We start from the raw sequence: 22,824 nt of genomic DNA on the forward strand, positions 1-22,824 counted from the left end.
GAAATGTACGTATAAAAAGTAAGTCTATTGACCTTGTTCTTGTGCAATATCCAGATTTACCCCATTATCTTGAAGTAGGGTACAAATCTCTTCTGGTGGGCGTTTGTCAGTGAACACCGTATGCATCTGAGTAATACCACCAAGTTTGACCATCGCATTACGTCCAAATTTAGAATGATCGACAGCGAGAAATACACTGCGGCTATTCTCTATGATTGCTTGTTTAACTCTTACTTCGTGATAGTCAAAATCGAGAAGCGATCCGTCTAAGTCGATACCACTAATGCCTAGAATGCCGAAATCCAAACGGAATTGTTGAATAAAGTCTAATGTAGCTTCGCCCATAATGCCGCCATCTTTATTTCTGACTTCTCCACCGGCTAAAATCAGTCGGATTTCTGGGTTAGATAGAAGAATAGAGGCAACGTTAATATTGTTGGTGACAACTCGTAATTGTTGATGATTTTTATTGAGTGCGTGTGCCACAGCTTCAGGAGTGGTCCCTATATCAATAAATAATGTCGCACCATTGGGGATATGTTTTACTAGCTGTTCGGCGATCAGATCTTTTTCACTAAAGTTGTGTGATTTTCTAGAGCTGTATGAGGCATTTTCAGAGCTCAGGGGCATTGTTGCGCCACCGTGATAACGGCGAATGTGGTTACTGTCCGCCAACTCATTGAGATCACGGCGAATCGTCTGCGGACTCACCTCAAATTTCTCGACTAGCTCTTCTGTGCTTACGTAACCCTGCTTTTGGACTATTTCAATAATCTGTTGATGTCGTGGGAGTTGCTTCAACCTATTTCTCCTGCAATGGCGACATGGTGGTGTGACCAATAGTATATCAAGTGTTAATGAACAATAATGCTTTCCAATATAGGAAAACACTATTGTCTAAAAGTGCTCTATTTTGTGTTACTTGAACGTAAGTGACTTATTCATCATCTTCATCGCGTAATTCTGACCATGCTTGAGCACAGCGCACAGCTCGTTTCCAACCCTTGTAGCGTCGATTACGTTTCTCTTCATCTTCGTGTGGCATAAATACACGATTGAGAGTTGCTTTGTCTTTGACTTCGTCGATGCTTGACCAGTAATCCACAGCAAGACCTGCAAGATACGCAGCCCCAAGAGCCGTGACTTCGGTGACATCTGGACGGTGTACTTCTGTATCCAATACATCAGCTTGAAATTGCATCAAAAAGTTATTGGCAACCGCGCCACCGTCGACACGTAAATTGGCTAATTTTATTCCAGAATCGGCTTGCATTGCATCCAATACATCTCGTGTTTGGTAAGCAATGCCTTCCAAGGTAGCCCGAATGATATGGTTGGAATTTGCTCCTCGAGTCAGACCAACGATAGTTCCTCGGGCGTGAGCATCCCAGTATGGTGCGCCAAGGCCTGCAAATGCTGGAACAACATACACGCCATTTGAAGTCGAGACTTTGTTAGCGTGATATTCGGAATCTTCGGCATCGGCAATTAATTTCATTTCGTCGCGTAACCACTGAATGGAAGCGCCAGCCATAAACACCGCGCCTTCTAATGCGTAAGAAGGTTCGCCTTTAGGACCACATGCGATGGTGGTTAACAGTCCGTGTGTTGACGTCACTTTTTCCTTTCCTGTGTTCATCAACAAGAAGCAACCCGTCCCGTAAGTATTTTTAGCTTGTCCTGCTTCAACACACATTTGGCCAAATAGGGCCGCTTGTTGGTCTCCCGCGATGCCTGCAATAGGGATTCGAGTTCCACCTTTACCACCAATATTGGTCATTCCATATACTTCGGATGAACATTTAACGTCAGGCATCATGTTTTCAGGAATACCAAGCTCTTCTAGCATTGTTTTATCCCAACATAAATCGTTGATATTAAATAGCATGGTGCGTGAAGCATTGGTGTAATCGGTGACATGAACACGGCCTTGGGTCATTTTCCAGATTAACCAAGTGTCAACGGTTCCGAATAGTAGTTCGCCCTTGTTCGCCGCTTCACGAGCACCTTCAACGTTATCTAAAATCCATTTTACTTTGGTGCCAGAGAAATAAGGGTCAAGGACTAAGCCTGTAGTTTCTCGGATATACTCTTCTAGGCCTTTTTCGCGGAGTTCATCACATATATCAGCAGTTCGGCGACATTGCCACACAATGGCGTTGTAGACCGGCTTGCCAGTGTTTTTATTCCACACAATGGCGGTTTCACGTTGGTTTGTAATGCCTATCGCCGCAATTTCATCACTGGTGATGCTGGATTGGGCAAGGGTTTCGGTTAGCGTAGAGCTTTGAGTTGCATAAAGCTCCATCGGATCATGTTCTACCCAGCCCGGCTTTGGATAAATCTGAGTGAATTCTCGTTGCGAAGCGCTCACGATATTGGCGTTGTGATCGAGAATAATAGTGCGCGAGCTCGTTGTTCCTTGATCAAGAGCAACCACATATTTTTTATTGTGCATTGTTGGGTCCTTGAGTTTCTTTTTTTATTTTAGATTTTGTTTTTTATTATTCGTGTAAGGTAGGAGATAAATCCTGTTTTTATAGGGCAAATGCTAGATTATCAAATTGAAGAGGCTTGTGCATGGTTGGAACAGAGGTTTTTAATAACAGCGTAATGAATATCTTATCTTTTGCTTTTCATATCGATTTATTATTTGCGTAATGTATTGTAAAGCGGCGGTATAAAAGTAAATATATTGGTGTAAGTATCGCATTATCAACAAATAGTAGAAAGGAAACTACGATGGCTAAAGTACATTTTATTGGTGGAGAGAAAGGTGGTGTTGGTAAGTCAATGACCGCTCGGCTGTTAGCGCAATTTTATATTGATCATGAATACAGCTTCTTAGGTTTTGATTGCGACTCTTCACACGGAACTTTTTCCCGTTTTTACCAAGATTTTGCGTCTTCAATAATTGTGGGCGACGATGATAGTCTAGATGGGTTGTTGGCGGCTGTTGAAGAGAACCCCGATCGTGATTTAATTATTGATTTGGCCGCTCAAACGGCTCAACCAGTGGGAAAATGGATCGAAGAAACTGATGTTTTTGGACTTCTTGATGAACTGGGCTATCAAACGTATTGGTGGCATGTGATGGATGATGGGGCCGATTCGGTTGCGCTTTTAACGAGTGTCGTCCAGCGTTATAAAGGCTCAGATGTTGCGTTTGTTGTTGTTCAGAATTACGGTCGAGGTAGTGATTTCTCGCGTTTTAAAAAATCATCCGCTTATCAGTTAGCGAAAGAAAATGATGCAGCTATTATTGAGCTTCCTAAGCTCCAAACCAAATTAACCCAGAAGATTGATTTTAACAACAGCAGTTTCTGGGCGGTTGCAAATGATCGTAGTTTAATGAATATTGCCGAGCGTCAGCGCATGAAAGTTTGGCTTCGTAATGCGTATGCTCAATTGGCGTTGATTGAATAAAAGAGTGTACTTAACAATGATTAATGAAATAGCCCGCTAAATCGAATGGTTTAGCGGGCTATTTTATATAAAACGAAGAATTAAGATAATGCCGCAAGGCTACCACTCAATATCGATAGGTGTGCCGTTATCTACTAGGGATAAAAACTCATCCATTTCTTGATTGGTAATGGCAATACAACCATTAGTCCAATCGAAGCTTTGAATGTAGGCAGGGTCATCTTTGAAGGTAGATTTAATGCCATGAATTTTGATATCGCCTCCGGAGTTTACTCCTAACCGTTGAGCGTTTTGGATATCTTGCTGATTGGGATACTCGATGTGGATCGATTTGTAAAAAATCGAATTTGGGTTAATCCCATTTAAAACATAACGTCCTTCAGGTGTCTTCTGATCGCCTTCCTGTTGTTTATGTCCCTTAGGCGACTTCCCTAATGCGATACGATATTCTTTGATGGTGGTGCCATTCTCAATCAAGTACATACGTCTTTTCGATTTATCCACTTTGACAAGGTCGACTTGCGCTAGCGAACTTGCGCTTATAAGCGATGCCAGAAGCAACGTAGGATAGACGTTCAACGGTACGATAATTAGCCCCTTTTGAATCAAAGTGTTAGTGTTTATAGACAGTCATATTAATTATAGCTTAGCTAACGGCTCATTTGTTTGTTGATTTTTTTTTCTTGCCTTTTTTTTCAGCTGAGTTAAGAGTGAGAGGAACACTACCTTGTTATCTGCTTCTGGCGTTTGGCTTGCGTATTGCTGAGCGAGCCATGTCTGTTTTGCCTCGATAACGCTTTGTTTGTCCGCGACGCTGAGTGTCGATTCATCTAGCCAACGTTGGATTAAGACGTTTACTTTAAATCCATCGTTCTGATGAATAGCTTGGTTGAGCTGTTTAAAATCATCATCTTGAGGTACTGGATCAGAGGCCGCAGCGTTTGAGCGAGTCAACCCATTTCGATTCATCCAAATTAATGTCGCAACCCATAAAAACGCAAAGAGAGCGGTAAGATAAGGCCATATACCATTGTCGACGTGAACAACACTCGTCTGAGGTGCTTGAGTTGGGGTTGGCAGTGGTGTTATATCACTTTGAGTTTGTGGTGAGACTCGTATCACTTTGCTGGCTAACAAGCTTTTTCGTTCAGCCTTAACTTTTGTATCCCACCATTTTAGAGTGATACCTGGAATGGAGATGTCACCACTTGTATTGGGGATCAGTACTTGCTTCATCGTCATGACTAAATCACCGTTATCGAGAGTCTGATAGCTAGGTTTCTCACCATAGACCCGTAATGAATCTGGATAATTGACCGTGAGGTTAGGAATTTGCTCTTGAGAAACGCCTCGAACGGTGAGTTTTATCTGCCGAGTGATTGGGTCGCCAACGTTTACTTTTGTAATATCATCTAGCAGTTGATTACCGGAATCATCCTGCCACTGTTGTTCTAAGTTGAGGTACGAAGTTGGTAGCCATACCCCTGTGTATTGGTTAGGTTTTTCTAACACAGTTATTGGGTACGATTTAGCTTTGGTTTTTAAAGCAAGCATTTGTGTTGCGCCATTATACCCTTCGTAGATAAGTTGGCTTTCAAATTGCGGCTCAATAATGTCAAAGCTGCCGGGCGTTAATCCAGTAATGCGGAAATCTTGTGTAACGATGGTGCTTTGAATGCCGTTGATGATTTGCTGGCTTTGATTTGGTTCACTCGCCGATTCCAATTGGATTCCCTTGGTGGATGGGGGAGTAATCTGAGGATTCTGTAACCGTCGTGTGTCCGCTTTAATAATCAGCTCGACATGCATTACTGTACTTTGATTCGGATAGAGAGTTGTATCATCGAAATGGGTGTTTATTTCGACCAAATCTTGGTTGTTTGGTGCAGCGGAATCACTAACCACCTGTAAGGCTATCGGCTGAGTTTGTTCGCTACCAATATGGAGTGTAGGAATTGTGATTATGCCTGTTCTATTTGCTGCAATATTGATATTCCATTCACTGCGAGTGCTGCGTTTGCCATTAATAATATTGATTGATGTGCCAAAGCTAGGACGACCGAGGGTTTCGAAGTCGGATTCTAAGCTAGAAAGGTCTAATAAATCACTCGAAACTTTGGAATCTGCAACAATCGTGAGTCGGAACAATTCATTTTGCGTGACACGGTTTTTTGAAACCGTCGCGTATACCTGAGCAAAACTTGGCATGCTAAGTAATAAGCTGACGATGACCAGCAATATTAATCTGAATTGATGACTAACATTATTCATTACCATGATTTTCCATTGTCCTTAGGTGGTTCTTGTTGTTGCGCTTGAAGTAGCAATTGAGCTCGTAATAAGAGGCTTGGATCGCGTGCATTTTCTACTTGCTCTAGTTTTCGTAGTTCTGGGTCCGAAGCTTGATTGTTTTCTGCCTGCTTTGCCTGTTCGGTCTTGTTCTTTTCTTCAGCTTGTGAAATAGATTGATCAGTGCGATCAGATTGCGCGCTGCTGTTCTGCTCTTGATCGCCTTTATTTTCTTCGTCTTTGTTTCGCTCTTTTGGCTCTGGTTTAGCTGAAGAGCTCGACTCTTTATCCTGCTTATTTTGTGCCGAGCTTTGATTCTGAGGTTGCGAATCTTTCTGTTGGCTACTCGATCCTTGTTGCTTGTCGTTGTTTTGCTTATCACTATTTTTTGAAGAAGAGCTTTGCTGATCTTGTTGCTTTTGATCCGCATCGTTTTTATCGTCTTGCTGTTGCTGTTGCTGTTGCTGTTGCTGTTGCTGTTGCTGTTGCTGTTGCTGTTGCTGTTTCAGGGCATTTTCAACTTGCTCGAGATTATGACGAGCGTCTTCATTTTGTGGTTCTTTTTCCAGAACCGACTGGTACAACTCTTTGGCTTGCTCTAAGTCGCCATTTTTTGCATACGCGTTGGCAAGGTTGTATTGCTGGCGATTATTTGGTGTTGGAATACTGTTGAGTGCATCGATCGCTTCTTGATAATTTTCCGCTTGATAATGAGCAGCTGCGCGCCATTCGGGATCGCTAAACTGATTTGCGGCTTCAGAGTACTGTTCTGAATCATACAGCTGTTTGGCTTCTTGATTGTCATTGAGCCAGGGTGATGCCTGAGCTGATGAAGGGTGTAGCAATGGCATGAGGCTAAAGGCGACAATAAATATAAACCCACGACGGAATAAACCTAGTGCAGCAATCAGTACGATAGGAACTAACCAAAAGCCATGGTTCATTTGCTCTGTGACCTTGTGTTGCTTTGCCTTAGAAATCGAAAGTAAACTTGAAGCTTCAGCATCAACAATTGTTGTCACATCGCTGTTATCAAGTTGAATGGGAGCAAAAGTGCCGGATACGTCATTAGCTAACTGCGTCATCAGATTAAAATTACTTTTAGCCACCACGGTTTGTCCGGTGGCTGTTTGAAGGAGCTCGCCATCGTTGACTGGAATTGGAGCGCCGGAGCGGGAACCTACACCGAGGATAATTAGCTTCCAACTGGTGCTATCGAGCTGGCTTTCAATTTGATCCGCTTCGGCTTGGTCAAGATCATCAGTAATTAAGATAATTGAGCCTGCAGCAAATCCGGCGTTCTTTAATAGATCGATAGCACGAGTAACACCGCGAGCAGCATTGGCACCTTGGTAAGGCATCAGATCTGGGCTAAGGTTGGGCAACTGAGCTGCGATTGTCGCGGTATCCGTTGTCATCGGGCTGACGGTATAAGCATCTGCTGCGTAGGCGACTAAGCCGGTATAACCTTCGGTCCACTGAGACAACAGGTCACTCGCTTTGTAGCGTGCTTGAGTAAGGCGGTTTGGTTTGTTATCCGTTGCAAACATTGATCGCGACATATCCATAACAATAACGCGAGCACTGTTACTGCTCATGGTTGGTATGGTTCGTTTTCCAAAACTGGGCCCTGAAAGCGCAATAATGGTTATGGCCCAAATTAATGCTAACCCTATTAAGAGTTTACTGGAGTCGTGCTTTTCAACACCCATTGCTTTTGCTAAGTGAGATGAAATGAGGTCACTGCTATGACGTCGGTGCATCAACCAATAAACAAACAGAGCGACTGGGAAAAGTGCCAGTAGCCATTCAGGGTGTAGGACCGCCAGATCAGACATGATTTCTCCTCACTGCAATAAGTAAGAACGAAAGTACCAAGGCCACCGTAAGGGGATAATGAAACCATTCTGTCTGAGGGCGCCAGGTTTGACTTGCTTGGCTAATGGGTTGCATGTGATTAATCGTGTCGTAAATGGTTGCGAGTTCCTGACTATTTCGAGCTCGGAAATACTGGCCGCCTGTTGTGTCGGCAATGGATATCAAGCTTTTTTCATCAAGATCTTTCGCGGTATTCACTGTGTGAGTGAAAAGAAAATCTTTGACTTGCATTTCCCCTGCACCTACTCCGACAGTGTATATGGTCGTGTGATATTTTTTTGCGATTTCAGCTGCTCGAAGTGGATCGAGCACACCCGCAGTGTTGGTTCCATCACTGAGTAGAATCATTACCCGTTGTGGCGCATCGCTATCAATAAACGTTTTTGTGGCTAGGCCGATACCTTCACCAATCGCCGTTTTCGTGCCAATTAATTTTAGTACGGTTTGATTAAGTTGTTGTTTAACCGTTGCATGGTCAAAGGTAAGAGGGGTTTGTAAATAGGCGTGATCGGCAAACAAAACCAAACCAATTCGGTCTCCATCACGTTTGTCGATAAAATCGCTAACCACTTGTTTAACCGCACTTAGCCGGTCGATGTACTCGTCTCCTTGGCGCATATCTTCTTGACTCATCGAGTTAGACAAGTCGACGACTAGCATTAAGTCGCGATGCTTGGGGTGGGTCGTAACTGGGTCGCCATACCAAATTGGTCGAGCGGCGGCGATGACCAAAAATAGCCATATTGCATAAGCCAACCAACGACTGAGTTCGAGTTTTGGTCGGCGGTCACTTTGCTCTGAAGGTAAGTAAGCGATTTGGATTGGTGTCGATTGTTTGGCTGGTGGTAACAATCTCACTGCTAATAAAGGTAGCGGAAGCAGAAGTAGCATCCACCACCACGCCAATTCTAAATTAGCCAACGTTAGTTGAACTCCGTTTTGCTGGTGGTAATGCACGACGTACCCAATCCTGACAATCATCAACGAGTTGGTTTACGTCACCATTAGGGGCTTTTTGATACAGCGCTTTTTGCCACAATGTTTCGTTCTGGGTAAAAAGAGGGGTAGACACATAACTGTCGAGAAAGGCGTACCAATCATGCCCTGTTAGCTTCGCCATTTCATCTCTAGGGAAATAGCTTAACGCAGCTTGTCTTACAATCTCCATCGCTTCCGAGGCTGTCATTGTCTCTTTTGACTTGGAAAAAATACGCAATGCTGCTTTTTTAGGGGCTAATTTCTTTTGTCTCATACGAAATAAAAAAATCAACAATAGCAGTGCCACAATCGCGGAGCCGATTAATGATAACCATCCCCAAGCAATAGGCCACCATGATGGTGAAGGGGGCAAATGTAAAGGATTCAATTGTAATAGATTAGAGAGTGTTTGTTTCATCTAGAACTTTCCAGAAAGCTGAGTCAATAAAGGAGTATCACTCGAAATTTGATGATAAGGCATTTGTAATTTTTCACAGAGAGATTCTAGACTATCTCTCTTAGAATCAAAGGATTTTTTTATCGAATGTCGGGTTCGTTTTGCAGAAAAATCAATCCATTTGCTCGACTTAAAGTCACCTATCAATTCCACGCCTCTAAATGCGGTTTCTCCACACTCAAGAGGATCAGATATATGCATCACCCTCAGTGCATTATGTTTGCGTAATTGAGTAAACAGTGGGTCGAGAGTTGGTTGATAGTGAATAAAATCACTGATAAGAACAACATCACTACCTTTGGGCGCAATTCTGGTCATTGTCCGCATAGCATCAATAAATTGGTGTTGCTTCGAGTCACTGACTGATTGACGGTTGGATAGGTTACGACGTTGGCCTTCGAGCAGTTTTTGTAGCATAAGCAAAACGCCACGTTGTCGACTTTGTGGTTTTAATTCAATTAATTGGTCACCTAAATCAATCACTGCTCCCACTCGGTCATTTTGCTGTACGGCAGTCCAGGCACACAATGAAGCAAGGTGCGCAGCTTGAATCGCCTTAAGCATTAACGTTGAGCCAAACTGCATTGAATGACTTAAATCCACATAAATGACAACGGGTTTTTCGCGCTCTTCGGTGAACAATTTTGTATAAGGCTTGCCCGTTCTTGCGGTTACGCGCCAATCAATACTACGAATATCGTCACCGGCTTGATACTTTCTGACCTCGGCAAAATCCATACCTCGACCAAGCTGGCGACTTTGATGTTGGCCAGCTAACGATGTCCAAAGGCTTTTCGCAGGTGGAAGCCATTGACGGCTATGAACTCGATAATGAAGAAGCTCTTCAAGGCAGAGTGAATAGCCATTACTGTAAGGTGGTAGTTCCATTCGATATAATCTCGTTATGCGCTACCAACTAATGACAAGAGGTGACTGATCACTTGGTTCGGATGCACACCCTCTGCCTGAGCTTGATAGCTAAGCAGTAGACGATGTCGCAGTACGGGAAACGCCATGACCTGTACATCTTCTGGACTGACAAAATCGCGACCGTGTAACCAAGCATGAGCTCGGGCGCAGCGATCTAGTGCAATCGTTGCACGGGGAGAGACACCCAGTTCGATCCATTGCGCTAGCTGGTTATCGTATTGCTCAGGCTGGCGAGTTGCCATGATTAAGCGGACTATATATTGTTCTACTGACTCAGCCATATGAATCGAGAGGACCTGCTCACGAGCAGCGAAAATAGTTTCTTGGCTAATTTTAGCGGGTTGAGCTGTTGCACTTCCTTGAGCTTCCCCGCGGTTCAATCTTAGGATTTCCAATTCACTCTCAATATCCGGGTAGTCAACATTAAGGTGAAGAAGAAAACGGTCGAGTTGTGCTTCAGGCAGTGGGTAAGTCCCTTCTTGCTCTATTGGGTTTTGTGTTGCCATGACCAAAAATAGCTTGGGTAACCCATATGTTTTTCGACCTGCTGTAATTTGTTTTTCAGCCATCGCTTCCAACATCGCAGCTTGCACTTTCGCTGGCGCTCGGTTGATTTCATCCGCAAGTAATAACGAGTGGAAAATCGGACCAGGTTGAAACTTGAACTCTCCCGTTTCAGGGCGATAGATATCGGTACCTGTTAGGTCGGCAGGAAGTAAGTCTGGTGTAAATTGCACGCGATGAAACGAGCCTTCAATGCAGGAAGCCAATGATTTAACCGCTCGGGTTTTGGCCAATCCAGGAGGGCCTTCAACTAAGATATGACCATCGGCTAAGAGTGCAACGAGAATTTGGTTAACCAGTTCGGTTTGTCCAATTACCTGACTATTAAGATAACTCTGTAGCTGTTGAAAAGTGGCTGATGGCATTAATCTTATTCCTCCGGAGCAATAACATTGGTTAGTATTGGAATCGACAAAAAAGTTCCGTAGGGAATTTAACATTTCCACCCTATTTAAGGGAAGCTTTGATCTCGTTCGTTTTTTCAATGTTACGTTGCTCTAGTCACCGTGCCATGAGTCAGGTAAAATTGCACAAGTAGATTTAAATTATGAGGTAGGTTGTATGAGTGATCTCGAGAAAGAATTAGCAGAGATGATAGAACAAGAGCAAGGTAACGAGGAAGAGAAGCTTCCAAGTATTGAAGAACAAAAAGCGGTCGTTGAAAAATTGAAGCGATTGGAAGCGGAAGGGAAGTTGACTCCGGAAGTTCTTGAGGAACATTTTGGAAAATTCTATTCGGAAACAGATACACCCGTTCATTAATACAATGCGTATTTAGATAGATCAAAACAGCGGTTACCGGTTTTCATCTGTGCTATACTCCGCGCCCCATAACCACTCTTAGGGTCAAATTCCATGAGTAATAAACAAGAAATTCAACAGGCTAAAAATCGTTTGGATTCCTGTCGACACAAGCTAAATGCAGCTAAATCTCGTGGTGATCATGAGATGATTAGAAAATTTACTGATGAAGTTGATCAACTGGAAAAGAAAGTTGCTCAAGTTAATCACAAGCAAGATTTTGAATTGAATAAAGAACGTAAAGCGTTGTTAGCAATGGCATTCTCCCGTGAAATTACGAAGGCTGAACAAGCTGATATGGGGCGTTTGAAAAAGTCTGTTAAAAATTTAGTTGTCGTTCATCCAACGACCAAGCTTGGTAAAGCATTACGCTTAGAAGTCATGACTGGGTATGCAGAAAAGAAATTTTAATGTTAATTCGCTCGGTAATATTGTAGGACCTTTCATTGAGCCTTAAATATTAGTTCGAATAAGGTTATAAACGACATTTGATTGAAAGCGCTTTGGGCGCTTTTTTGCTTTCTGGTCGTTATGTTAAAACGCGTTGATCTAATTGGTTGTTCAGGAAAGTGAATGTTAATAAGTTTTATTAGCCTGATTCTTTTAAATGAGATTGAGAATAACTTTGATTTGAAGCAACTTAGCACGTGATTTCCCCGACTTATCCTCTCTAAATGGATTAAAAGTGATTTGCAGCAATCCTCACTTTTTATTTATCGATACTATAAGTAAGAACTGACCCATGCCAGCCGGTTGAAATATAGAATATAGATCATTTATTCGTCGGTTTTGCAGAGTTATATATTTAGTGTCGGAGATAAAATGGATAATTTACTCGATAGATTTTTAAGTTACGTGATTTTCGATACTCAATCCAATCCCAATCGAAATGGTTGTCCTAGTTCGTCAGGGCAAATGAAGTTTGCCCAAATGCTTGAGCAAGAGCTTATCGATATTGGGCTAAGCGATGTTTCTCTTGATGAGAATGGGTATGTAATGGCTAAACTGCATTCGAATGTCGACTATGCTGTGCCATCAATTGGACTTATCGCTCATATGGATACGTCTCCAGATGCACCCGCAAAGAATGTCATCCCTCAAATTGTAGAATCTTACCAAGGTGGTGATATCGCATTGGGGCGTGGAGATCATGTGTTGTCTCCTATCCAATATCCTGAGCTAAATCAGTTGTACGGACATAACCTGATCACTACCGATGGCAATACGTTGCTTGGTGCCGATGATAAAGCAGGTATTGCAGAAATCCTTACTGCCGTGGAGTTTCTTAAACAGCACCCAGAGATTCCCCATGGAGAGATCTGTATTGCCTTTACTCCAGATGAAGAAATTGGCCGTGGTGCAGATAAATTCGATGTTGATAAATTTGGCGCTGCTTGGGCTTATACCGTTGATGGTGGTGGCATTGGTGAGCTTGAATATGAGAACTTTAATGCTTCGAATGCGACTGTTCGCTTTTATGGAAATGGAGTGCACCCAGGAAAAGCAAAAGGGAAGATGGTCAATAGCATGCGGTTAGCAGCCAAATTTGAAATGGCGATTCCTACCGACGAAGTACCTAATAAAACGACTGATTATGAAGGGTTCTATCATTTATCGTCGGGTAATCTAGGTGTTGAATACAGTGAGTTAAATTACCTTCTGCGTGATTTTGAACTTCAAGGTTTGGAGCAAAGAAAAGCTTTTATTCGTTCACTCGCGCAAGAGATTGGTGGGCTTTATCGCCATGGTTCCGTTGATGTCGAGTTTGTTGATCTATATAAAAACATGAAAGAGATGATTGAACCTCATCCTCATATCCTAGATATTGCGAAGCAGGCCATGCTAGACGCAGATGTGGTTCCTGTTATGCAGCCAATTCGAGGTGGAACTGATGGAGCAGCACTTTCGTTTAAGGGGCTTCCATGTCCAAATTTGTTCACAGGTACGTATAACTTTCATAGTATCCATGAATTCGTGTCGATTGAAGGTATGATCAAGGCGACGGAAGTTATTATAAAAATTGCTAAAAATACAGCAACCTATCAATTAAAGTAATTGAAAATACGACAGTTAGCTTTATTTCTAAAATTTTGATTGATACTCTACTAAACTCTTCAAATTAGCTAAAATTGCGATATCGTAGTTCAACAATTTGACTTTACACATACAGGTGTGAAGCTTTCTTTTTGGGAGTTGGTCAGTGGTAGAAATTGACATCATTATTGAGTATCTATCAACGCATAAGTTGTTGAGCAGCATTCTTCTGATCATATATATTTTGATAATACGAAGAGTGTTGCTTAATCGCATTCGTGGAGATGTTGCGTTTCTCTCCGAAAAGCAGCGCAAATGGATGTCACGAACTAAAAATAGCGTCTCCTTACTCATTATTTTTGTCACTTTTCTTATTTGGCGTACTGAGATAAATCACTTTGCGCTTTCCGTTACGGCAATCGCGGTTGCTATTGTGTTGGCATCAAAAGAGATTATTCTTTGCTTCACTGGCTCAATACAACGTGCAAGTTCACGTTCTTTCGTCATTGGTGATTGGATTGAAGTTGGGACGTTATGTGGCGAAGTTATCGAACATAACCTGATGGCAACAACGATTCAAGAATTAGATGTAAGTCGTGGTTTCTATCATTACACTGGAAAAACCGCCACGTTACCAAACAGTATGTTCTTTTCTTTTCCAGTAAAAAATCTTAATTTCATGAAGAGGTATGTCTACCACAGTTTTGATATTGTGATTCCTCGGTTTGTTAATCTCTATCCAATAATTCCAACATTAAAAGAACAGATTGACCAACATTGTGAGGATTTTATTGAGGTAGCTAAGCGCTATAATAGTGTTGTAGAAAGGCATGCAGGGGTTGATTTACCGGGCCCTGAGCCACTCGTGCGCATCGATAATGGAGAACACGGCGAACAAGTACTCTACTTTATGTTGTTTTGCCCTACAGAACGAGCAGGGGAGTTAGAGCAACTTATTCGCGCAGATTTTATGACGCAATACCAACTCTCTTTTCCTGATACAGAATCGTTAATTCAGGGTTAAGAAAGTCAGTCGTTGAATGATTTAGCCAAGTATTTTGTGGTTTTTTTCTACCTCAATTCCAAGCCTTTTTGCCAGTCGTGTGAGGTTAGCACGGTCAACATTGAGCTCTCTTCCTGCTTTGGCCCAATTGAAATTTGAATCAATGAGGGCCTGACGGATAATTTTAGCTTGGAAGGTATTGGTTGCTTCACGTAACCCTTGTTGATAATCGATGTTATTAGGTGGATGAACTACTGGCTGGTTGGATTGATTATCATGCACTTGGGTAATGTCCAGCTCGCCAATATCATCAACGGTGACTGAGATAACTTTTGTCTCTCCATTCCTTTGTCTAGCTTTTGCTCTCAATGTTGCACGATTGATAACATGTTCAAGTTCGCGAACGTTTCCTGGCCAAGAATATTGATTAATTAAACTGAGAGCTTCAAGTGAGAGCTTTAAGTTATCAAGCCCGAGTCTGCGTCTAGCGTTTTCGAGAAAATACCCTGATAGCAATGCGATATCATCATTACGCTCGCGAAGAGCTGGTACGCGAATGGGATAAACACTTAATCGGTGATATAAATCTGCACGAAATCGCCCTTGATCAACTTCTTGTTTTAAATCTCGGTTTGTTGCAGCAAGAACACGCACATCAATGGTTTGAATATTATCTTTTCCGACGGGCTGTATTTCATTGTTTTGAAGGGCTCTAAGTAACTTGCTTTGAGCTGCCAATGGTAATTCACCTATTTCGTCAAGCAAAAGGGTCCCGCCATCTGCTAAAGCAAATTTTCCAAGCCTATCTCTATCTGCTCCAGTAAATGCGCCTTTTACATGCCCAAAAAGTTCGCTTTCCACTAGGTTTTCAGGTATCGCAGCACAGTTAACGTATATCAAAGGTTGACGATGGCGAGGTGATTGATTGTGTATTTGCCTAGCCACCAATTCTTTTCCAACTCCAGTTTCACCATAAATTAGAATGTTGAAATTAGAAGGAGCCACGACATCAATATCTGCTTTCATATTGACCAACAGCTTGCTCGCTCCGATCAATTCGCCTTGATTGTGTTTGGAAGCTTCTTGGTTGAGTTCTTCCATACGTTGCTGAGTATTCAATGCTTGAGCCTCTAATTGAGACATCGTTAGCGCCATTTTTAATGTTGAAGCAGCAATCGCCGATAAAATTTCTAGATTGCGGTCGGGTATTTCATCAAATGCGTCAATTTGTAAGCTATCTAGGGTGAGAACACCTAATAATTCTTCACCAAACATTAATGGGAGGCCCATACATGAGTGAATAGGTACATCACCAGAATGGTCTAATAGTAATCCGTCAAATGGATCGGGCATTTTACTATGGGAACTAAACCGAACAGGAGAGTGACTATTGCAGATGGCAGTAAATCTCGGGTGATCATCAATGATAAATCGACGTCCGAGTGTATCTCGAGTTAGCCCCTGCATTGAGAGAGGCACGAGTGTCTTCTCTTTTCGAGCCATTAATACAATACAATCACAACTAATGACTTTGCGAACAGCATCAATCAGACGATTAAAACGATCTTGATCATTTAGTGCGTTAGCTAAACCAATGGTGAGTTCAGCTAAATTAGCTTTAGAAAAATTTTGCACACAGAGTTACCGTTGGCGATTTTCTAGCATTATAGAGTCAACTAGATATATCTGTCAGCAGTTAAATAGAGAGGTTATCGCCGTTTTTTGACATCGATTAATGGAATAGTGATAGAAGAAAAAGAGAATGACTTATTGCTGTTGATCGGGGGTTAGTTGGAATGGCACTAGAAATAAAAATAGTCAGCATAGCTGACTATTTTTTAAATTATTGGCCTACTAAAATTATAGGACTTGGATGTTCTCAGCTTGAGGTCCTTTTTGACCTTGAGAAACAACAAATTCAACTTTTTGACCTTCAGCTAGAGTACGGAAACCGTCGCCTTGGATAGCACTGAAGTGTGCGAAAACGTCTGGGCCGTTCTCTTGTTGAATGAAGCCAAAACCTTTAGTTTCGTTGAACCACTTTACAGTGCCAGTCACTGTGTTAGACATAATTTTATCCTAATAATACTAATTAAACAGAGCCGATAGCGGCGGTACTAGCGTGGAAATGTTGATTGCTATTGCTACCACATGACTGGAGTATTATTAATCCAACGATATGTATACGCAAACAAATAAACGATTTTCAAGCTAACTTTAGTGTAAATCGATTACTTGCCTTGTCAATACGATCTATACATTTTATTGGATAATTTTGAAGCATGCATCAATTTATATTTGGTTATTAGAGCTAACTTATTAATAAATATGAACTAATTTTATTGTCAATATTGTGTGTGATTGTAAATGGTAAATTGTGGTTTATCTTAAATATTACTCATAGCTAGAGATTAAAAGGAAATTTTTGAGAATTAGTCCTCAATAATGGGTCATTCATACACATTAAAAGTGAATTTGGTTCAATGTAACAACGAACACTTTCTCGTTTGTTGATGTTTACACCACATTTTAATTTAAACCAGAGAGACTTTTTTCCTGCAAATTCTGATGTTCGACTATAGTGTTAAGGTGACTTATCTCTTTTTGTTTTAATCTTACGCTCAAAGGAAAACACGAGTTCAAAAGATAACAAGAGGTTAATATGGGCTTAGTACTATTTTGGTTTGAAAAAGGGCTACTAACATTTGGTGTTATCGCTATCTTGTTGAGTATCGTCCAATATGGAATTCGTACCCGAGATTGGGGCGGGATTGCAACGATGTTTTTCAAACGAGTACCAATGTCCGTCGATGAGTTTAGACGTTATAGACTGGGTATTGCGATGGTAATAATGGCATTTGTCATTAAAGTAATTATTCTGACGTTTTGGCCTGGTCTATGAACTATTAGTTAGTAGCTTTATGTTTGATTTTCGTAGTGAAACTGAGAAGTATATTTACGCCGAAAATTGAAGATAGAGCTGGTTAAATATTAGGATATAACCATGTCGTTACCCGTCTTAATTTGTGATGATTCAGTATTAGCTCGTAAGCAAATGGCGCGTTCTTTACCTGCATCATTGAATGCAGACATTACTTTCGCCGTACATGGGCGTGACGGAATAGAAAAGCTCAACGAAAAAGAATACAAGTTAATGTTTCTTGATCTCACCATGCCTGAGCTGGATGGCTTTGAGACACTAGAAGAAATTCGGAAACAAAATATTAATGTTCCTGTTGTCGTGGTTTCTGGGGACATTCAGCCAAAAGCAAAAGATAGAGTTTTGTCTCTTGGCGCGAAAGCATTTATTCAAAAACCAATCGATAAATCAATTCTTAATGATGTGTTGAGGCAATTGGTCGAACGCCCAACACAGCCTCAGATCGTCACTCCTGTTTCTGTTGATCTTCCTGTACTCAAGCGACGCGATATTTATATGGAAGTCGCTAACGTAGCGATTGGGCGAGCTGCCGATGCTCTGGCTCGTCATTTTGATGTGTTCGTTGAATTGCCGCTTCCAAATGTAAATATACTGGAAGTCAGTGAATTGCATATGGCGCTAAAAGATTTAGCGGAAAATGATCAAGTATCGGGTGTGTGCCAGGGTTTTAGCGGCGAGGGTATTGCCGGTGAAGCGTTGGTTTTACTCAGTGACTCCAGCGTCAGTGATTTAAAGCATTTGATGAAAATCCCTGCCGAAAGTGATGATCTAGAAGAGCTCGAATTGCTAATGGATGTTTCAAATATTCTGGTGGGTTCTTTTTTAAATGGTTTAGGTCAACAATCAGAAGTTCGCTTTTTTCAAAGCTCACCGGTTCTCCTAGGGCAACATATTCCAATAGAATCTGTGATCAATTCAACCACAGGGTCGTTTAGCAGAACCATGACGTTCGAAGTGAGTTATAACATTGAAAGTACCTCTATTCGCTGTGATCTTTTATTTATGTTTGTCGATGAATCACTGCCGTTACTAGATAACAAGCTTTCATATCTAATGGAGGATTTTTAACCATGAACTTACCTGCTGAATTTGAGCAATTTCATTGGATGGTAGACATGGTTCAGAATGTCGATTTAGGTCTTATCGTGATCGATCGAGATTTTAATGTCCAATTGTGGAATGGCTTTATGACTCACCATAGTGGGTTGCATGCTGCGGACGCATTAGATAAATCGATTTTTGAATTGTTTCCTGAAATTCCCGAAGAGTGGTTTAAGTTAAAAACTAAGCCAGTATATGATCTGGGGTGTCGTAGTTTCATTACATGGCAGCAACGTCCATACTTATTTAAATGCCGGAATGTCCATCCAATCACTCAGCAAGCCGATTTTATGTACCAGAACATTACGCTTAATCCGATGCGTACACCTACTGGCAAAATCAATTCTCTATTTCTTTCTATTCAAGATGCGACTACCGAAGCCATTGCTTCAAAAAATTCCTAATTTGAATCACCCAATCTAACTTAACCCAACTAGCTAGCGATGCTTTTTGGGTTTATCCATTTGTTCTATTTGAGAGTTAAGTGAAGAAACTATGACAATGAGTGACCGATTTTATTCTATGGAGCAAGTCAGAGCGGGTGAACAACCAGCTGCAAATGCCAAAGGGCTTGAAATGTACAGTTTAATGGAGCGAGCTGGGCAGGCGGTATTTGCTATTGGTATGGCTCAATATCCGAGTTCTGAGCGTTGGTTGGTCTGTTGTGGTACTGGCAATAATGGTGGTGATGGATATGTCGTCGCAAGCTTAGCGAAATCAGTCGGTCTGTTCGTGACGGTTTGGCAGCTAGGAGATCCAGAACAGCTCACTGGTGATGCGTATAAAGCGTATTTGCATTGGCTGAGAAATGGAGGCCAGGTGTTTGATGCAACTACCGAAAAAGTATCTGGGACCGTTGACGTAGTAATTGACTCTGTTTTGGGTACAGGTATAAAGGGAAATGTTCGACCGGAGGTAAGGGCGGTAATTGATAAGCTCAATCAAAACGAAGCCCCTATTATCGCAGTCGATATCCCTTCTGGATTATGTGGTGATACGGGTATCGTTCTGGGAGCTTCTATTCAAGCTGATCATACAGTGAGTTTTATTGGATTAAAGCAAGGGCTTGTAACAGGGCAGGCACGAGATTATGTCGGGGAGTTGCATTTTGCCGGACTAGGTATAGAAGATGTGTTTAACCAACAAAATACACCGACGGCGATGGCGATTTGCTCTGAAGGTACCGTTCTTAAGTTGCCAGCTCGGCGTTCGAATTCTCATAAAGGGACATATGGCAAGGTCTTACTTACTGGAGGAAATTCCGGAATGGGAGGGGCGTTGATATTGGCGGCTAAAGCTGCAGCGAGGTGTGGCGCGGGTATGGTCGCGACACTTTGTGATAAAAACAATGTTCCCCCTATGCTTATAGCAATTCCTGAAGTCATGAGTTCAGATTGGGATGAGTTACCTAGAATTGAGTCTCGCCTGCAGTGGTGTAACGTGATTGGTTTGGGGCCTGGATTAGGGCGAGATGTCCAGGCTAAGGCGATATATCATATCGTCAGAGAAAGTAATAAGCCTAAAGTTGTTGATGCTGATGCACTTTATTTTTTATCGCATGAGCCCACAGTTGATGAATATCGAGTGATCACGCCTCATTCAGCAGAAGCGGCTAGGTTATTAAATTCAACGGTTGAAAGTATCGAAGCAAACCGCTATCAATCGGTACAAGCTCTACAGAAAAAATATGGTGGAATAGTTGTACTAAAAGGGCCGGGTACACTTGTGTGTGATGGTGATAATACGTGGGTATGTCTTGGCGGAAATCCGGGAATGGCAAGTGCAGGTATGGGGGATGTATTGGCAGGCATTATTACGTCATTACTTGCACAAGGATTAAACGTGAGTGAAGCGGCTCGGCTTGGTGTCATGATTCATAGTCGAGCGGGGGATCAAGAAGCGCAACAAATGGGCCAACATGGATTGCTTTCGAGTGATGTTATCGAGCAATTGCGTCCTATATTAAATTAGAGTGAGTTGAGTCATTTTTATAAATGAGATACAGAAGAATTAGAATTATTTGGCGTTAAGGTATTTAATTCGCGATATTAAAAACGATACTGTGCACCCAACATTAATATGGTATTAGAATAGTCAAATTCGAAGTCTTGGTATGAAAGTTCAAGGTTTAAATCTAAGCTTGGCTCAAAAAAAGCAGGGATATTTGCACCCAAGCTGAAATAAGGAGACATTAAATAATTATTTAAACTGTTATCGCTATTATTAAGGTGAAGATCTGTTTGATAGCTTGTTAGACTGACGCCACCTTTAGCGTAGACAATAGCTGTAGAGAACGTTTGTTGGACTTTAGCGCCGCCAAAGAGCCCTTTATACGTAACATTTGGCATTAAAGTACTGTAACGAGACGTATACGTTTCATCGGAGCTCACATCCAAATAACCAATATCCAAAGCAATAGATGGATTAAATATATAGTTATAGTTAATACTCGACATTCTCCCTTGTCTGCCTTTCGAATCCATATTTAACCAAGATAAACCTGACCCCATATAAAAACGATGTGGCTCTTCCTCTGCATATGCAGATAAAGTTGGAGTGAAAATTAGAGCGAATAATATGTGTCGAGTTAAACTGTACTTCATGTGAAGAAATACCATTGTAATTTCTAGCAGAACACAAAAACTAATAATCGAAATTAACGTCCAATTAAACAAATAGCAGATACATTGTTAGGGACCAATTTACAACTAAGAGAAAAATAGGTTTTTATATTACGTTAGAAGAAATGAATATCATATTTAGTCGTGGGTTTTGTGGGACCTTTAATACATAAAAAGACATATTTTCATTTTATCTTAGGTATATACTGCTAAACAGTACCACAAAAAAACTTGAAATATCAGTCTTGCGGGAAAGAAAACAGGCCCTATAATATTGAAAACCGGAGCGTCTGCCAACGCTCCGGTTTTTTTTTGTCCGAAATATGAGTAAAGGTCTGCCAACCTAAATATTCATATACAGCAAGTGGCACTATATTCATTACAAGGAAATGCATCATGCGTATCGAACAAGAACTTAAGTTAGGTTTTAAAGATGTCCTGTTCCGCCCGAAACGTTCTACTTTAAAAAGCCGCTCTCAAGTAAATTTAACCCGCGAGTTTACCTTCAAGCATAGTGGTCGTCAATGGTCTGGTGTGCCAGTTATTGCTGCGAATATGGACTCTGTCGCCAGTTTTGAAATGGCTAGGGCGCTCGCCAAATTTGATGTTATGACCGCAGTTCATAAGCACTACAGCGTAGAGCAGTGGGCTGACTTTGTGACGAATGAAGACGAATCTGTTCTCAAGCATATTATGGTTTCTACGGGAACATCGGAAGCTAATTTCAAAAAGCTGACAGAGGTTTTGTCTCTGAGTGATGACTTAGCGTTTATTTGTATTGATATCGCTAATGGCTATTCAGAGCACTTGGTTGAATTTGTTCAACAAGTTCGTGCCGCGTATCCAGATAAAATCATTTCCGCTGGCAATGTTGTTACAGGAGATATGGTTGAAGAATTGATTCTAGCAGGTGCTGACATTGTGAAAGTCGGTATTGGCCCAGGCTCTGTCTGCACCACTCGTGTTAAAACAGGGGTCGGTTATCCTCAACTCTCTGCCATTATCGAATGTGCTGACGCCGCTCATGGCCTTGGTGGTCGCATTATTGGTGATGGTGGGTGTACTTGTCCGGGAGATGTGTCGAAAGCATTTGGTGGTGGTGCCGATTTCGTTATGTTAGGCGGTATGCTTGCAGGCCATAATGAGTCTGGCGGAGAACTGGTTAACAAGAACAATGAAACCTTCGTGAAGTTCTACGGCATGTCATCACAATCTGCGATGGACAAACACTCAGGCGGCGTCGCTCAGTATCGAGCAGCAGAAGGAAAGACAGTGTTATTGCCATATCGTGGCAGTGTGGAAGATACGATTCAAGATATCCTTGGCGGAGTGCGTTCTACATGCACATATGTTGGTGCTGAAGCCTTAAAAGAGCTAACGAAGAGAACCACGTTTATTCGCGTTCAGGAACAAGAAAATAACGTCTACGGGAAAGAATAGTCGAATAAGAATATTGAGCGTTGTAAAAACAACCATACGTTGATTTTACGAAACCATACCTTGAAATAAAAACAACCATACCTTAAAGTAGCTCATAAAGTATACAATGATTTAGTAAGTTTACTACAGGTATGGTGGTTTTGTTATGAAGAAACGAATTCTTAGAAACTCATCAATTAAAAACATATCACGCTTTGTTAGCCTTAAAACTGACTCCATTCATACAGTCGAATCCGACTTAGAGTTTGATGCATGTTTTCACTTTGAATTTTCAGCACAGGTTATAACTTTTGAAGCTCAACCTATTGGTTTCGAGTATTATCTCGATGGTAAACTACGTAGGTATACGCCCGATTTTTTA

At 41.6% G+C, this 22,824-nt stretch carries 22 protein-coding genes and 1 pseudogene; 11 read left to right on the forward strand and 12 right to left on the reverse strand.

Translation table 11 applies throughout. The features are described from left to right. Positions 1–24 precede the first annotated feature (24 nt). Positions 25–801 (reverse strand): DeoR/GlpR family transcriptional regulator, encoded by a 777-nt coding sequence (locus tag ACXJY6_RS15710; RefSeq protein ID WP_456050009.1) that lies wholly within the window; start codon positions 799–801, stop codon positions 25–27. Positions 802–937: 136 nt separating this feature from the next. Continuing rightward, positions 938–2,458: a glycerol kinase GlpK gene (gene glpK, locus ACXJY6_RS15715; protein WP_458768907.1), complete on the reverse strand. Its 1,521-nt coding sequence runs from the start codon at positions 2,456–2,458 to the stop codon at positions 938–940. A 284-nt stretch (positions 2,459–2,742) separates the two neighbouring features. On the opposite strand from glpK, the gene ACXJY6_RS15720 reads away from it, so the two are divergent. Continuing rightward, a complete protein-coding gene (locus ACXJY6_RS15720) occupies positions 2,743–3,426 on the forward strand; it encodes a nucleotide-binding protein (protein WP_458768908.1) in 684 nt (227 codons plus the stop codon). 99 nt (positions 3,427–3,525) lie between these two features. Here the strand turns inward: ACXJY6_RS15720 and ACXJY6_RS15725 are convergent, their stop codons facing one another. From ACXJY6_RS15725 to ACXJY6_RS15755, 7 genes are read right to left on the reverse strand one after another with little or no spacing between them, the layout of a single operon-like run. Next, entirely contained in the window at positions 3,526–4,005 is a 480-nt protein-coding gene (locus tag ACXJY6_RS15725; RefSeq protein WP_456050004.1) for a L,D-transpeptidase family protein, read from the reverse strand. A gap of 60 nt (positions 4,006–4,065) precedes the next feature. Then, a complete protein-coding gene (locus tag ACXJY6_RS15730) occupies positions 4,066–5,703 on the reverse strand; it encodes a BatD family protein (RefSeq protein ID WP_456050003.1) in 1,638 nt (545 codons plus the stop codon). Continuing rightward, positions 5,697–7,553, reverse strand: a complete 1,857-nt coding sequence (locus ACXJY6_RS15735; RefSeq protein ID WP_458768909.1) for a VWA domain-containing protein — start codon at positions 7,551–7,553, stop codon at positions 5,697–5,699. The genes ACXJY6_RS15730 and ACXJY6_RS15735 overlap by 7 nt, the downstream gene beginning before the upstream one ends. Beyond that, entirely contained in the window at positions 7,546–8,514 is a 969-nt protein-coding gene (locus tag ACXJY6_RS15740; protein ID WP_458768910.1) for a vWA domain-containing protein, read from the reverse strand. The genes ACXJY6_RS15735 and ACXJY6_RS15740 overlap by 8 nt, the downstream gene beginning before the upstream one ends. Beyond that, positions 8,507–8,989: a DUF4381 domain-containing protein gene (locus tag ACXJY6_RS15745; RefSeq protein WP_456050000.1), complete on the reverse strand. Its 483-nt coding sequence runs from the start codon at positions 8,987–8,989 to the stop codon at positions 8,507–8,509. The genes ACXJY6_RS15740 and ACXJY6_RS15745 overlap by 8 nt, the downstream gene beginning before the upstream one ends. Then, a complete protein-coding gene (locus ACXJY6_RS15750; protein WP_456049999.1) occupies positions 8,990–9,916 on the reverse strand; it encodes a DUF58 domain-containing protein in 927 nt (308 codons plus the stop codon). Between the two features lie 14 nt (positions 9,917–9,930). After that, a complete protein-coding gene (locus tag ACXJY6_RS15755; RefSeq protein WP_456049998.1) occupies positions 9,931–10,887 on the reverse strand; it encodes an AAA family ATPase in 957 nt (318 codons plus the stop codon). Positions 10,888–11,083: 196 nt separating this feature from the next. On the opposite strand from ACXJY6_RS15755, the gene ACXJY6_RS15760 reads away from it, so the two are divergent. The 4 genes from ACXJY6_RS15760 (at position 11,084) to ACXJY6_RS15775 (ending at position 14,381) form a co-directional block, all read left to right on the forward strand. Then, positions 11,084–11,284, forward strand: a complete 201-nt coding sequence (locus ACXJY6_RS15760) for a restriction endonuclease subunit S (RefSeq protein WP_458768911.1) — start codon at positions 11,084–11,086, stop codon at positions 11,282–11,284. 93 nt (positions 11,285–11,377) lie between these two features. Then, positions 11,378–11,734, forward strand: a complete 357-nt coding sequence (locus tag ACXJY6_RS15765; protein WP_456049996.1) for a YibL family ribosome-associated protein — start codon at positions 11,378–11,380, stop codon at positions 11,732–11,734. 411 nt (positions 11,735–12,145) lie between these two features. Then, positions 12,146–13,378, forward strand: coding sequence for a peptidase T (gene pepT / locus ACXJY6_RS15770; RefSeq protein WP_458768912.1), 1,233 nt, complete (start codon positions 12,146–12,148; stop codon positions 13,376–13,378). A 145-nt stretch (positions 13,379–13,523) separates the two neighbouring features. Further along, a complete protein-coding gene (locus tag ACXJY6_RS15775; protein WP_456049994.1) occupies positions 13,524–14,381 on the forward strand; it encodes a mechanosensitive ion channel family protein in 858 nt (285 codons plus the stop codon). A 21-nt stretch (positions 14,382–14,402) separates the two neighbouring features. On the opposite strand, the gene norR is transcribed toward ACXJY6_RS15775, so the two are convergent. Together norR and ACXJY6_RS15785 are read right to left on the reverse strand one after the other, a co-directional pair. Beyond that, the gene (gene norR, locus ACXJY6_RS15780; protein WP_456049993.1) at positions 14,403–15,995 is read right to left on the reverse strand and encodes a nitric oxide reductase transcriptional regulator NorR; all 1,593 of its coding nucleotides are present in this window, start codon (positions 15,993–15,995) and stop codon (positions 14,403–14,405) included. Between the two features lie 225 nt (positions 15,996–16,220). Continuing rightward, positions 16,221–16,430, reverse strand: coding sequence for a cold-shock protein (locus ACXJY6_RS15785; RefSeq protein WP_456049992.1), 210 nt, complete (start codon positions 16,428–16,430; stop codon positions 16,221–16,223). A 592-nt stretch (positions 16,431–17,022) separates the two neighbouring features. On the opposite strand from ACXJY6_RS15785, the gene ACXJY6_RS15790 reads away from it, so the two are divergent. The 4 genes from ACXJY6_RS15790 to ACXJY6_RS15805 all read left to right on the forward strand — a co-directional run bounded on the left by ACXJY6_RS15790 (position 17,023) and on the right by ACXJY6_RS15805 (position 20,373). After that, on the forward strand, positions 17,023–17,262 hold the full coding sequence (locus ACXJY6_RS15790) for a hypothetical protein (protein WP_458768913.1): 240 nt from the start codon (positions 17,023–17,025) through the stop codon (positions 17,260–17,262). Between the two features lie 102 nt (positions 17,263–17,364). Continuing rightward, on the forward strand, positions 17,365–18,369 hold the full coding sequence (locus ACXJY6_RS15795) for a response regulator (protein ID WP_458768914.1): 1,005 nt from the start codon (positions 17,365–17,367) through the stop codon (positions 18,367–18,369). Between the two features lie 2 nt (positions 18,370–18,371). Beyond that, entirely contained in the window at positions 18,372–18,806 is a 435-nt protein-coding gene (locus tag ACXJY6_RS15800; protein ID WP_456049989.1) for a PAS domain-containing protein, read from the forward strand. A gap of 91 nt (positions 18,807–18,897) precedes the next feature. Beyond that, positions 18,898–20,373, forward strand: coding sequence for an NAD(P)H-hydrate dehydratase (locus tag ACXJY6_RS15805; protein ID WP_458768915.1), 1,476 nt, complete (start codon positions 18,898–18,900; stop codon positions 20,371–20,373). 77 nt (positions 20,374–20,450) lie between these two features. Here the strand turns inward: ACXJY6_RS15805 and ACXJY6_RS15810 are convergent, their stop codons facing one another. Next, positions 20,451–21,005, reverse strand: a complete 555-nt coding sequence (locus ACXJY6_RS15810) for an outer membrane beta-barrel protein (RefSeq protein WP_456049987.1) — start codon at positions 21,003–21,005, stop codon at positions 20,451–20,453. A gap of 414 nt (positions 21,006–21,419) precedes the next feature. Here ACXJY6_RS15810 and ACXJY6_RS15815 point away from each other — a divergent pair, with 414 nt between their 5' ends. Together ACXJY6_RS15815 and ACXJY6_RS15820 are read left to right on the forward strand one after the other, a co-directional pair. After that, on the forward strand, positions 21,420–22,463 hold the full coding sequence (locus ACXJY6_RS15815) for a GMP reductase (RefSeq protein WP_456049986.1): 1,044 nt from the start codon (positions 21,420–21,422) through the stop codon (positions 22,461–22,463). 145 nt (positions 22,464–22,608) lie between these two features. Beyond that, a pseudogene (locus tag ACXJY6_RS15820) lies at positions 22,609–22,824 on the forward strand (heteromeric transposase endonuclease subunit TnsA); the annotation flags it as partial.

This window comes from Vibrio phycocola (assembly GCF_054404255.1).